The sequence below is a fragment of the Pseudomonas jinjuensis genome (assembly GCF_900103845.1).
GTDB classification, from domain to species: domain Bacteria; phylum Pseudomonadota; class Gammaproteobacteria; order Pseudomonadales; family Pseudomonadaceae; genus Pseudomonas; species Pseudomonas jinjuensis.
In genome coordinates, this window is sequence record NZ_FNIJ01000008.1 from 265,679 (window position 1) to 277,898 (window position 12,220).

Sequence of the window (12,220 nt, forward strand, 5' to 3'; positions counted from 1 at the left end):
ATAACGTGCCAGCGTTATCCGCCGAAACCGTCAGAGGTGCTTGATCTTCTCCAGCTCCTCGGGGCTGTAGTTCAGCTCGGTGGAGCGGGTCAGGTCGGTCATGAAGTGCGACTGCAGCGTCTTCGCCTGGTCCAGGGCCCACAGCGCGGTGCCGTTGCTGAAGCGTTCGGCGTAGGCGCGGGCGGCTTCCGGGTCCTTGGCGGCGAGGGTCTTGAGCATGGCGTCGGTGGCCGGCTGGGCGGTCGTCAGGCTGCCTTCGATGCGGTCGCGCCAGGCGTGCAGCACCGGCATGTACCTGGCGTCATTGCTGTGCGCCAGGCTGGTCAGGCTGCGGAAGGTCCACCAGGCGGACTGGCCGTCGTAGTCGTCGTTACCCTGCTGGAAGGCTTGCGGCGTGCTGCGCAGGCTTTCCAGGTAGTACGGCAGCAACAGGCCGTCGCGTACGTTGCCGAGGGACTGCCAGGACAGCACCTGCAAGTCCTTGGGCATGTCGCCGCGAACCTGCAGGATGTGCGCCTCGACATTGCGCTCCATGGCGATCGGCCGCTGCTTCTGGCCGTCGGCGGGCTTCTTGCCGTCCAGCGGAGTACCGGCATAGGTGTCGGCGCGCAGGATGGCGGCCACCTCGGGCACGCTGATCGGCTTGTCGGCCTTGTCGATGAACGGGTACTGCTGCTGGCGGATGGCCTGCTTGTGCGACGGTGTCAGGCGTTCCTGCACCAGCCATTCGCGGTCGATGTTGTAGGCGTCGCCGACCACGCCGAAAGCCTTGGCGAAGTTGAATTTCGCCGGGTCGACCTTGTCCAGCAACTGGTTCTTCTCGACGAACTCGGCGATGCCCTTGCTGGCGATGACATTGGCGTGGTCGTTGAGGTTGACGTCATGCACGCGCATGCCGTTGGCCATCACCATGTAGCTGTCGTCCGGCACGCGCACGGCGATCCAGTGGTGGCCGGAGCCGATCTCGAACAGCCAGGCTTCCTTCGCGTCGCCGATCTCGATGCCGTTGGTCTCGCCGGCGCCGAGGGTGTCGACGTAGTGGCCGAGCAGTTCCACCGCCTCGCGGGCGGTCTTCGCCTGCGGCAGGATCAGGTCCGGGATGATCGCCTCGACCACCCCGCCCTCGTCGGCCACCAGCGGGTCGGCCTTGGCGGCGCGGTCGTTCGGCGAAGTGCTGTTGGTGGCGGAAATCACCACCCCGGCCTCGTTGCTGCCGAACTCGCTCCACTGGCCGAGGGCGCCGAACTGGTCGCCGTTCCAGTCGCGCATGGCGGTGTAGCGCAGGCCGATCTTCGGCGCCGGCACGCTGACGCCATTGTCGAAGCTCAGCGTGTCGCCGTCCTTGTATTGCTGGTGCGGCACCACCACGAAGCGCTTGGCGTGGTTGTTGGTGGTGTAGTCCTCGAGGCGGGCGACCAGCACCGAACCGTCGGCGGTGGCGCCGCGGCCGGCGATGATGGTGGTGCAGGCCAGCGCGCTCTGCGACATGCCGGCGACCAGCATTGCGGAAACCAGGCCCTTGAGGACGAAATTCTTGATGCGCATGACACTCTCCTTTCGATCAGCGGGCTGGAACGGCTTTCAGGGCCGAACCAGTTGATAGCCAGGAGGTGTACTGGTTAAGGCAGGGCGAAGAGGTCCTGGAGCTTTGAGCTGAAGTGCCGACCACCTGGCGACGGTGGCCAGATTAGCCAAATCCGAACAGACGGAGATGATTAGTCAGCTATCTAATGTCCGAGATCAATTTTCCCAGCGTTTGGCAGCCGAATGGTCGCTGCAGCGGCCTTCCACCCAGCGCGGGCCTTCGGTGGTGTCTTCCTTCTTCCAGAACGGCGCGCGGGTCTTCAGGTAGTCCATGACGAAGTTGCAGGCGTCGAACGCCGCCTGGCGGTGGGCGCTGGCGGCGCCGACGAAGACGATGGGCTCGCCCGGCTCCAGGCGGCCGATGCGGTGGAGGATTTCCAGGCGCAGCAATGGCCAGCGCTCGGCAGCCTCGGCGGCGATCTTCTCCAGGGATTTCTCGGTCATCCCCGGGTAGTGTTCGAGGAACATGCCGCCCACTTCGCGGCCGTCGTTGAAATCGCGCACGTAGCCGACGAAGCCGACCACCGCGCCGATGCCGACATTGGCGGCATGCAGCGCATTCAGCTCGGCGCCGGGATCGAACGCCTGTTCCTGCACACGGATCGCCATCGCCTCAGCCTCCGGTCACGGTGGGGAAGAACGCCACTTCGTCGCCGTCCTGCAGCGCCTCGTCGAGGCTGCACAGCTCCTGGTTGCGCGCGCACATCAGGTTCTGCTCGGCGAGCACGCTCCACACGCCGCCGCGCTCCAGCAGCAGGTGGCGCAGGTCGTCGAGGCGGGCCAGGCTGCCGTCCCAGGCCAGCTGCTCGCCATCCAGGCCGAGCGCTTCACGGTAACGGGCGAAATACTGCACGCGAATCATGGGGTTTCCTCGACTACGTAATGGCCGCTCTTGCCACCGAGCTTCTCCAGCAGGCGCACCTGCTCGATGGTCATGCCGCGGTCCACGGCCTTGCACATGTCGTAGATGGTCAGCGCGGCGACGCTGGCGGCGGTCAGCGCCTCCATTTCCACGCCGGTCTGCCCGGCCAGCTTGCAGCGCGCGACGATGCGCACGCAGTCCGCGCCATCGGCTTCCAGTTCGACCTTGACGCTGGTCAGCAGCAGCGGATGGCACAGCGGGATCAGTTCGTGGGTGCGCTTGGCCGCCTGGATGCCGGCGATGCGCGCCACGGCGAACACGTCGCCCTTGGGATGGCCGCCGTCCTGGATCAGTTGCAGGGTTTCCGGGCGCATGCGCACCCGCGCTTCGGCCACCGCCTCACGGGATGTCACCGCTTTTTCGGTGACATCGACCATGTTGGCGCGGCCCTGGGAATCGAGATGGGTCAGCACGGAGGGGACTCTTGGCTGGTGGGGAGATCAGTTTAAGCCCTGGCGCCACCCGGGGATAACCGTCGGGCGGGGCGTTGGAGGGATGATTGTATACAGAAAGAGGTATTCCGGGATCGATAGCGTCGTAGGATGCGTTCCCACGCGGGAGCGTGGGAACGCTGAGTCCGCGGTTTTTGTAGGAGCGGGCCATGCCCGCGAAAGCGCGGTTGGTCGCGGGCACGGCCCGCTCCTACAGGAGTTACAGGTTCAGCTCGGCGAACTCCGCCAGCACCGAGCGCGGCACCCCTTGCAGGGTCACGTGCACGCCGTGGGGGAAGTCCTTGAAGCGCTCGGTCAGGTAGGTCAGGCCGGAGCTGGTGGCGGACAGGTAGGGTGTGTCGATCTGCGCCAGGTTGCCCAGGCAGATCACCTTCGAGCCGTTGCCGGCGCGGGTGATGATGGTCTTCATCTGGTGCGGGGTGAGGTTCTGGCACTCGTCGATGAGGATCAGGCTCTGCTGGAAGCTGCGCCCGCGGATGTAGTTCAGCGATTTGAACTGCAGCGGCACCTTGCTGAGGATGTAGTCGACGCTGCCGTGGGTACATTCGTCGTCGGAATGCAGCGCCTCCAGGTTATCGGTGATGGCGCCGAGCCAGGGCTCCATCTTCTCCGCCTCGGTGCCGGGCAGGAAACCGATGTCCTCGTCCAGCCCCTGCACGCTGCGGGTGGCGATGATGCGGCGGTAGCGCTTGGTGACCATGGTCTGCTCGATGGCGGCGGCCAGGGCGAGGATGGTCTTGCCGGAGCCGGCGGCGCCGGACAGGTTGACCAGGTGGATGTCCGGATCGAGCAGCGCGTAGAGCGCCAGCGACTGGTACACGTCCCGCGGGCGCAGGCCCCAGGCTTCCTGGTGCAGCAGCGGTTCCTGGTGCAGGTCGAGGATCAGCAGTTCGTCCTGCTCGATGCCCTTGATCCAGCCGACGAAGCCCTGCTCGTCGACGATGAACTCGTTGATGTGCACCGCCGGCAGGTTGTCGGTGAGCTGCACGCGGTGCCAGGTGCGGCCGTGGTCCTGGCGGGTCTCCACGGTGCTGACGCGGTCCCAGAACGAGCCGCTCAGCGAGTGGTAGCCGCGCGACAGCAGGTTGACGTCGTCGATCAGTTGGTCGGTGTGGTAGTCCTCCGCCGCCACCCCGCAGGCGCGCGCCTTCAGGCGCATGTTGATGTCCTTGGTCACCAGCACCACGCGCTTGGCGTTGTGGCGGCTCTGCAGCTCCACCAGCTGGTTGATGATGCGGTTGTCGTTGAGGTGCTCGGGCAGCCAGGTGATGGGTTCGGCGCGCTTGCTCATGAGGATCGACAGGCTGCCGCACGGGCCGCTCTTGCCGCGCTGGATCGGAACGCCCTCCTCCACTTCCTCGGGCGACGCTTCGCCCAGCACCTGGTCGATCAGGCGGATGGCCTGGCGGCATTCCGCGGCGATGGTGTGCTTTCCGGCCTTCAGCTTGTCCAGTTCCTCCAGCACCGTCATCGGAATGGCTACGTGGTGCTCCTGGAAATTCAGCAGTGCGTTGGGGTCGTGGATCAGAACGTTGGTGTCGAGAACGTAGAGGGTGGGCTTGGTGGGGCGGGAGCGTCCGTGGTCATCCATACGCGGGTCACCTCTTCTTGGAAGGTAACGACGGAATGCCAGACCAGCGCTCCGCCGTGTGGTGAGCCGCCGACTCTCGAGGAGGCTCGAGAGAGGATGCAAGCAAGTGACGGGCCGGGGCCGCCACCTGTGTGCAGGATTCGGCGGTCTACGGCTCAACAAATACAGGAAAAATTGTGACGGTAAAAAGTACTTTTCCTTCTGAAGGACATTTTTTTTTACCTGCGCTGAAATAGCTTGGCAGTGAGCTAAGCCTCCGCTAGCGTTAAAGATCTTTCCCTCCGATGAATGCCGGTTCAGCATTTTTCGCGGCAATCCGGTCACTGCGCAGCATCTCCCGGATCAGCGCCTTCGCGAAGTCGAAATCCGAAATTTCCTAACGATACTCGTCCCTTACGGACACAAATCGGAGCCACGCGCCCGCCCTTAGGCGGACGCGCATGCCCTCAGCCCTGCAAGCCGCCGAAGAACGCCCGCGCATTGCGCTCCAGCGTCTGCAGGTGATACCCGCCTTCCTGCACTATGACCTGCGGCAGCCCCAGCGCGGCGATTTCGCGGCCGAGCCGGGCAAAACCTTCGGTACTCACCGCCACTTTCGACTGCGGGTCGTCCTTGTAGATGTCGAAGCCCAGCGACAGCACCAGCGCCTGCGCACCGAAGTCGCGCACCGCGCGCAGCGCCTCGGCCACCTGCACGAAGAAGTCCTCCTCGCCGGCCCCATGCGGCATCGGCAGGTTGAGGTTGAAGCCTTCGCCCTGCCCTTCGCCGCGCTCGTCGTCGAAGCCGGCGACCACCGGGTAGAAGTTGGTCGGATCGCCGTGCACCGACACGTAGAGCACATCGTCGCGGCCGTAGAAGATTTCCTGGATGCCCTGGCCATGGTGCATGTCGGTGTCGAGGATGGCGACCCTGTCGAAGCGCTGGCGCAGCTCCGCTGCGGCGATGGCGGCGTTGTTCAGGTAGCAGAAGCCGCCGGCGCCCTCCTCCCGCGCGTGGTGTCCCGGCGGACGGCAGAGGGCGTAGGCCGCCGGCGCGCCATCGCGTACCACCCGCGCCGCCGCCACGGCGGATTGCGCCGACCAGTAGGCCGAGTGCCAGGTGTGCTCGCCCACCGGACAACTGCCGTCGGCCAGGTAGCGCGCCGCCTGGGCAAGGATGCCGCGCAGCGGGTTGCCCTCGCGGATGAACACGTTGGACATCACCTCGTCGCCCCAGTCCTCCGGCACTTCATGCCAGCGCTGGTAGGCGTGTTCGAGGAAGTCCAGGTACGCCTCGCTGTGCGCGGCCAGCAGTGGCTGACGACCGAAGTCGTCGGGCACCAGGATCGGGAAGCCCATCGCCCCCACCGCCTTCAGCAGTCGTTCGGCGCGCTGCGGCAGCTCTTGCGGAGTGCGCATCTGGCCACGAGAGAAGTAGCTGCGCGGCACATGCAGCAGTTGATCGGGATGGAAGAACGTCAGCACGGCTATCTCCTGTCAGTCGGCACGGCCGGCGCGAGCCAGCACGGCATTGAGCAGCACATCGGCGCCCTGGGTGGCCTGTTCGGGAATCACGTCCTCGGCCTCGTTGTGGCTGAGCCCGCCGACGCAGGGAATGAACACCATGGCCGTCGGGCAGACCCGCGCCAGGTGGATGGCGTCGTGGCCGGCGCCGCTGACGATGTCCTGGTGCGAGTAGCCCAGCGCCTGCACCGCCTCGCGCACGTGGCCGACGCAGTCAGCGTCGAATGGCGTGGCCGGGCTGACCCAGTGCACGCCGATCTCCAGCGCCAGCCCGCGACGCGCGGCGATGTCCGCCAGCAGCACGCGGGCTTCCTGCTCCATGGCGGCGATCACGTCGTCGCCGTGGTGGCGCAGGTCGATGGTGAAGTCCAGCAGGCCGGCGATGGTATTGCGCGAGGACTTGGCGATCTCCAACTGGCCGACGGTCACCAGTCCGTTGGGCGCGAAACGCTGCGCCAGTGACTCCAGCGCCCGGATCATCTCCGCCGCACCGAACATCGCGTCGTGGCGCAGCGGCATCGGCGTGGTGCCGGCGTGGGCGGCCTGCCCGCCGACGCGTACATCGAGCCAGCGGATCGCCTGGCCGCCGGTGACGACGCCAACGTCGATGCCGTTGTCTTCGAGAATCGGCCCCTGTTCGATGTGCGCCTCGAAATAGGCGTCGAGACGGCGCCCCAGCGGCAGGTCGCCCTGCCAGTCGAGTGCCTGCAACGCCTCGCCGACGCTGACGCCCTCGGCATCGCGGGACGCCAGCGCCGCGTCCAGCGCCATGGCGCCGGTGAACGCCGCCGAGCCGAGCATCGCCGGGGTGAAGCGCGCGCCCTCCTCGTTGGTCCACACCGCCACTTCCAACGGACGGCGGGTGCGGATGCCCCGGTCGTTCAGGCTGCGCAGCACTTCCAGTCCGGCCAGCACGCCGTAGACGCCGTCGAAGCGGCCGCCTTCGGGCTGGGTGTCGAGGTGGCTGCCCATCACCACCGGGTCGAGGCTGTCGTCCTCCCCGGCACGACGGGCGAACAGGTTGCCCACGGCGTCGCGGTGCAGGCTCAGGCCGGCGTCACGACACCAGCCTTCGAACAGTTCGCGGCCGGCGCGGTCCTCTTCGGAGAGCGCCAGTCGGCGGGAGCCGCCACGGGCGGTCGCGCCGACCTGGGCCATGTCCATCAGGCTCGCCCACAGGCGGGCGCCATCGATCTTCAGCATCAATCAGTCCTCGGGGAAATCAGGCAGCGGCCGCTGCGGTGCGCAGGCGCTGGCGGCGGTCCAGACCGACGATGCACAGCAGCGAGAGGCCGGCCAGCAGGGAATAGAACAGCGCCAGCGGCAGCCACTGGCCATCGAAGCGGTGCGCCAGGAAGGTGCCGATCAGCGGCGTGAGGCCGCCGGCGATGGCGCCGCAGACCTGGTAGGCGATGGAGATCGCCGAGTAGCGCACGCGGGTCTCGAACACCTCGCTGACGAAACCGGCGATCACCGAATAGAAGCTGGACATGCACACCACCGCGGTGGCGATGCCGACGATGATCGCTCCGGAACTGCCCTGGCTGACCAGCAGGAACATCGGGTATGGAGAAGCCACCGCCAGCAGCGCCGCCAGCTTGAGGAAGCGTGCCGAGCCGATGACTTCGGCCAGGCGCGCGGCCAGCGGCTGCACGCAGAACTGGATGATCGCCACGTAGAACAGGCAGTCGAGGATCAGCGCCCGGTCGATCTGCAGGTTCTGCGTGGTGTAGGAAATCATGAAGGTGTTGGTGAAATAGACGCCGGCGATACCGATGGTATTGGCGCCGATGCACAGCAGCAGCGGTCGCCAGGAACTGCGCAGCACCTCCAGCGCCGGCAGCTTGTGCTGGCGCGACTGCTGCTGGATGCGGGCGAATTCCGGCGACTCGTTGACGCCCAGGCGGATCGCCAGGCCGACGATCAGCAGCACCGCGCTGGCGAGGAACGGCAGGCGCCAGCCCCAGTCGAGGAAGGTCGCGCTGTCCATGCTGGTGACCGCCTTGAAGGCCAGCAGCGAGAGGATCAGCCCGGCCGGGCTGCCGAGCTGCGCGAACGAGGCGAAGAAGGTGCGTCGTCCGCTGGGCGCATGCTCGCCGGCCATCAGCACGGCGCCGCCCCACTCGCCGCCCACGGCGATGCCCTGGACGATGCGCAAGGCCACCAGCAGCGCCGGAGCCGCAACGCCGATCTGCGCGTGGGTCGGCAGCAGGCCGATGCACACCGTCGCCACGCCCATCATCACCAGGGTGACCAGCAGCGCCTTCTTGCGCCCGATGCGATCGCCCAGGTGACCGAAGATCAGCCCGCCCAGCGGCCGGGCGAAGAAGCCCACGGCGAAGGTGCCGAAGGCGGCCATGGTGCTGAGGAACTGGCTGTCGGAGGGGAAGAACAGGGTGCCGAACACGAGGGCGGCGGCGGTGGCGTAGATGTAGAAGTCGTACCACTCGATCATGGTACCGATGAAGGCGGCCGTGGCGGCACGGACCGGCTGTGGCGCGGGTTGGGACATTTCAGGCTCCCGATCTTGTCGATTGTTCTGGGCAGACGCTGTACGAGCGGCGTTCTGCAACGCCTGACCAGCGTTATCGCACCGGGACCATGATCATTCAATTTTCTAATCGTTATTCAAAGAATAATTCCCGCTTATAATCGGACGACCTACGAGCGGAGATTGTCCTGTGGAACCTCGCGACGGCCTCGGCCGCTTTCTCAACGACCGGCTGGACTGGAACCTGCTGCGCACCTGGCTGGTGATCGGCCAGGAACGCAGCATCAGCCGCGCCGCCGCACGCCTGCACCTGACCCAGCCGGCGGTCAGCCAGGCGCTGCGCCGTCTGGAAGAGCAACTCGGCGCCGCGCTGATCCAGCGTCGGGGACCGCGCTTCGAAATCACGGCGATCGGCGAGGAAATCCTGCGCATCGCCGGCGATGTCAACGGCAACGTCTCGCGTCTGGCGGCTGCGCTGGAGCAGCCGGCCGACCAGGTGGTGGGCAAGGTGCGCATGCTCAACATCAGCCGCATCCAGTCGGGTTTCTATGACGACTTCCTCACCGACTTCCACCGTGCCCATCCCGGCGTCGAACTGGAAATCGAGGTGATGCGCAGCGCCGACGTGCTCAGCTCGCTGCAGCAGAAGACCGCCACCCTCGGCCTGGCGCTGTGCCGCCTGCCCTCGCCGCGCCTGGAGCAACGCGCCTTCCTGCGCCAGCGCTACACCTTCTTCTGCGGGCGCCACCATGCGCTCTATGGCCGCCGCGACCTGCGCCTGGACGACCTGCTGGGCGAGGACTTCGTGTCCTTCACCAGCGACCAGATCGGCGAGGCGCTCTCGCCGCTGACCATCTTCCGCGACCAGCAGGGCTTCACCGGCAAGCTGGTGGCCTCCTCGCCGAGCCTCGAGGAAATCCGCCGTCTTGTTTATTGCGGCTATGGCATCGGCTGCCTGCCGCAGCACATCGTCGCCGACGACCTCGCCCAGGGCCGTCTCTGGCAACTGCCGCCGGAGGATGGCGTGGCCGACGTGGACATCCACCTGCTGTGGAACCGCGAGCAGAAGCACACCCAGGCCGAGCGCTGCTTCCTCGGCGAACTGCTCAAGCGCATGGAACAGGTGCCGATGGAGCAGCGTCTCCTATCGTCGCCATAGCTGGAGCCTCACGCCCTCAGCCCCTACAATCGCCCCTCGCTTGAAGGAGACTGCACGATGCTGATGGTGATTTCCCCCGCCAAGACCCTGGACTACGACACCGCTCCGGTGACCGAGCGCTTCACGCTGCCCGAACACCTGGACGACGCCCAGGAGCTGATCGGCATCCTCCGCGAGCTGACGCCGGCGCAGATCGCCGAGCTGATGAGCCTCTCCGACAAGCTGGCCGGCCTGAACGCGGCGCGCTTCGGCAGCTGGCACCCGGACTTCACCCCGGCCAACGCCAAGCAGGCGCTGCTGGCGTTCAAGGGCGACGTGTATACCGGGCTGCACGCCGAGGACTTCTCCGCGGACGATTTCGACTTCGCCCAGCGCCACCTGCGCATGCTCTCCGGCCTGTACGGCGTGCTGCGGCCGCTGGACCTGATGCAGCCCTATCGCCTGGAAATGGGCACGAAGCTGGCCAACGCCCGTGGCAAGGACCTCTACGCCTTCTGGGGCGAGCGCATCAGCGGCTGGCTGAACGAGGCGCTGGCCGAACAGGGCGACGACGTGCTGCTCAACCTGGCCTCCAACGAATACTTCGGCGCGGTGAAGCGCAAGGCGCTGAATGCGCGGGTCATCGACACCGAGTTCAGGGACCTGAAGAACGGCCAGTACAAGATCATCAGCTTCTACGCCAAGAAGGCCCGCGGGCTGATGGCGCGCTATGTGATCCGCGAACGCCTGAGCGACCCGGCCGGGCTGAAGGACTTCAGCTACGCCGGCTATCGCTTCAGCGCCGAACAGTCCGGCGCGGACAACCTGGTGTTCCTGCGCGACCAGCCCGACGATTGAAGCGGGCCGCTTGAAGCGGGCCTACACGGCAGGCCCGTAGCACTACGGGGAACTCAGTTCACCGCCCGGCCCTTGCCCTTCCAGTAGGGCTCGCGCAGCTCGCGCTTGAGGATCTTGCCGGCGCCGGACAGCGGCATGGCGTCGCGGAATTCCACGCTCTTCGGGCACTTGTAGCCGGCGATGTGCTCGCGGCACAGGGCGCGCAGCTCGTCCTCGCTCGCCGTCACCCCCGGCTTCAGGGTGACGATGGCATGCACCGCCTCGCCCCACTCCGCGCTGGGGATGCCGATGACCGCGCACATGGCCACCGCCGGGTGCTTGGCCAGGGCGTTCTCCACCTCCGCCGAGTACACGTTCTCGCCGCCGCTGACGATCATGTCCTTCACCCGGTCGACGATGAAGATGTAGCCGTTCTCGTTCATCCGGGCCGCATCGCCGGTGTGGAACCAGCCGTCGCGTAGCGCCGAGGCGGTTTCCTCCGGCTTGTTCCAGTAGCCCTGCATCACCGACGGTCCCTTGATCAGGATTTCCCCGACCTCGCCCCGCGGCACCTCGTTGCCCTCGGAGTCGGCGATCATCAGCTGCAGGCCGGTCATCACCCGCCCCGCGGAACGATAGAGCCCGCTGGCGCGCCCTTCCGGGCCATGGTTCTCCGCAAGGTTGAGGGTCACCGTGCCGGCGTTCTCGGTCATGCCGTAGGCGTGGATGAACTCGATGCCCGCCGGCAGCATTTCCATGGCCTTCTCCAGCACCGCCGCATTGATCGGCGAGGCGCCATAGCTGATGCGGCGCAGGCTGCCGAGGTCGTACTCGGCGAATTTCGGATGGGCCAGCAGCATCTGCAGCATGGTCGGCACCAGCACCGCTTCGGTGATCCCCTCGCGCTGGATGGCTTCCAGCGCCATGGTCGGCTCGAACATGGGCAGGAAACAGCTCGGCACACCGACCACCACCCGTGCGGCGGCGTAGGCCAGGCCGGCGATATGGAACATCGGCGAAGTCACCAGCGCCAGCGAGTCGTCGCGGATCGGCGCCACGGTCATGCGCATGAACATGCAGGACCACAGGCTGGCGTGCGACATCATCACGCCCTTGGGCAGGCCGGTGGTGCCGCCGGTGTACATGATCACCGCCAGGTCGTCGCCGCCATGGCCGGAGTCGGCGATGGGCGCGGAATCGGCGATCAGCCGTTCGAAGGAGTGCATGCCGTCAGGCGCCTCGCCATCGCCGGCGTGGATCAGCAGCGGCCGGTTCTTCGCCGCGGCGAGGATGCCTTCGGTCAGCGGCAGGAACTGGTCGTCGACGATCACGTAGCGGGTATCGCAGTCGTCCAGCGAATAGACGATCTCCGGGACGCTCCAGCGGGTATTCACCGGATTGAGCACCGCGCCGAGCCACCAGCCGGCCAGTATGTATTCCAGATAACGGTCGGAGTTCAGCGCCAGCATGCCGATGCGGTCGCCCGGCTGCACGCCGAGGCCGCGCAGGCCGGCGGCCAGGCGCGCCACGCGCTCGCCCAGCTCGCGGAAGGTGTGCCGGCGGTCCTTGTAGATGGTGGCGACCCGCTCGGGATTCATCTGCATGGCGATCTGCAGACCATGGGTCAGTTGCATGGGAAAACCTCGACCGTTGTTCTTGTAGAAGGCATGCATCCTAGGCGGCGGTCCCGGCACCGTCATGGC

Annotated in this window: 11 protein-coding genes; 2 read left to right on the plus strand and 9 right to left on the minus strand. The window is 66.6% G+C overall.

Annotated features, from left to right (window positions below; all coding sequences use genetic code 11):
- Nucleotides 1-30: 30 nt before the first annotated feature.
- From BLR75_RS13850 to BLR75_RS13885, 8 genes are all read right to left on the minus strand, one after another.
- Nucleotides 31-1,545: a C69 family dipeptidase gene (locus BLR75_RS13850; protein ID WP_084309548.1), complete on the minus strand. Its 1,515-nt coding sequence runs from the start codon at nucleotides 1,543-1,545 to the stop codon at nucleotides 31-33.
- Nucleotides 1,546-1,740: 195 nt separating this feature from the next.
- Nucleotides 1,741-2,193 carry a molybdopterin synthase catalytic subunit MoaE gene (gene moaE, locus BLR75_RS13855; RefSeq protein WP_084309547.1) on the minus strand — a complete coding sequence of 151 codons (453 nt, stop codon included), beginning with the start codon at nucleotides 2,191-2,193 and terminating at the stop codon, nucleotides 1,741-1,743.
- Between the two features lie 4 nt (nucleotides 2,194-2,197).
- Nucleotides 2,198-2,446, minus strand: a complete 249-nt coding sequence (locus BLR75_RS13860; RefSeq protein ID WP_084309546.1) for a MoaD/ThiS family protein — start codon at nucleotides 2,444-2,446, stop codon at nucleotides 2,198-2,200.
- Nucleotides 2,443-2,919, minus strand: coding sequence for a cyclic pyranopterin monophosphate synthase MoaC (gene moaC, locus BLR75_RS13865; protein ID WP_084309545.1), 477 nt, complete (start codon nucleotides 2,917-2,919; stop codon nucleotides 2,443-2,445). Before moaC ends, BLR75_RS13860 begins: the two co-directional genes overlap by 4 nt.
- A 238-nt stretch (nucleotides 2,920-3,157) precedes the next feature.
- A complete protein-coding gene (locus BLR75_RS13870) occupies nucleotides 3,158-4,549 on the minus strand; it encodes a PhoH family protein (RefSeq protein WP_084309544.1) in 1,392 nt (463 codons plus the stop codon).
- 446 nt (nucleotides 4,550-4,995) lie between these two features.
- Nucleotides 4,996-6,012: a histone deacetylase family protein gene (locus BLR75_RS13875; RefSeq protein ID WP_084309543.1), complete on the minus strand. Its 1,017-nt coding sequence runs from the start codon at nucleotides 6,010-6,012 to the stop codon at nucleotides 4,996-4,998.
- A 12-nt stretch (nucleotides 6,013-6,024) separates the two neighbouring features.
- On the minus strand, nucleotides 6,025-7,254 hold the full coding sequence (locus BLR75_RS13880) for a Zn-dependent hydrolase (RefSeq protein ID WP_084309542.1): 1,230 nt from the start codon (nucleotides 7,252-7,254) through the stop codon (nucleotides 6,025-6,027).
- A 19-nt stretch (nucleotides 7,255-7,273) separates the two neighbouring features.
- A complete protein-coding gene (locus BLR75_RS13885; RefSeq protein ID WP_084309541.1) occupies nucleotides 7,274-8,563 on the minus strand; it encodes an MFS transporter in 1,290 nt (429 codons plus the stop codon).
- Nucleotides 8,564-8,732: 169 nt separating this feature from the next.
- Here BLR75_RS13885 and BLR75_RS13890 point away from each other — a divergent pair, with 169 nt between their 5' ends.
- A complete protein-coding gene (locus BLR75_RS13890) occupies nucleotides 8,733-9,701 on the plus strand; it encodes a LysR family transcriptional regulator (RefSeq protein ID WP_084309540.1) in 969 nt (322 codons plus the stop codon).
- A 57-nt stretch (nucleotides 9,702-9,758) separates the two neighbouring features.
- Entirely contained in the window at nucleotides 9,759-10,538 is a 780-nt protein-coding gene (gene yaaA / locus BLR75_RS13895) for a peroxide stress protein YaaA (protein ID WP_084309539.1), read from the plus strand.
- Nucleotides 10,539-10,591: 53 nt separating this feature from the next.
- On the opposite strand, the gene BLR75_RS13900 is transcribed toward yaaA, so the two are convergent.
- Entirely contained in the window at nucleotides 10,592-12,151 is a 1,560-nt protein-coding gene (locus BLR75_RS13900; protein WP_084309538.1) for a long-chain-fatty-acid--CoA ligase, read from the minus strand.
- Between the last annotated feature and the right edge of the window lie 69 nt (nucleotides 12,152-12,220).

Bases quoted from the DNA above. Each gene is read 5' to 3' on its own strand.
- BLR75_RS13850 (WP_084309548.1), bottom strand. From the start codon at position 1,545: ATGCGCATCAAGAATTTCGTCCTCAAGGGCCTGGTTTCCGCAATGCTG.
- moaE (WP_084309547.1), bottom strand. From the start codon at position 2,193: ATGGCGATCCGTGTGCAGGAACAGGCGTTCGATCCCGGCGCCGAGCTG.
- BLR75_RS13860 (WP_084309546.1), bottom strand. From the start codon at position 2,446: ATGATTCGCGTGCAGTATTTCGCCCGTTACCGTGAAGCGCTCGGCCTG.
- BLR75_RS13870 (WP_084309544.1), bottom strand. From the start codon at position 4,549: ATGGATGACCACGGACGCTCCCGCCCCACCAAGCCCACCCTCTACGTT.
- BLR75_RS13880 (WP_084309542.1), bottom strand. From the start codon at position 7,254: ATGCTGAAGATCGATGGCGCCCGCCTGTGGGCGAGCCTGATGGACATG.
- BLR75_RS13885 (WP_084309541.1), bottom strand. From the start codon at position 8,563: ATGTCCCAACCCGCGCCACAGCCGGTCCGTGCCGCCACGGCCGCCTTC.
- yaaA (WP_084309539.1), top strand. From the start codon at position 9,759: ATGCTGATGGTGATTTCCCCCGCCAAGACCCTGGACTACGACACCGCT.
- BLR75_RS13900 (WP_084309538.1), bottom strand. From the start codon at position 12,151: ATGCAACTGACCCATGGTCTGCAGATCGCCATGCAGATGAATCCCGAG.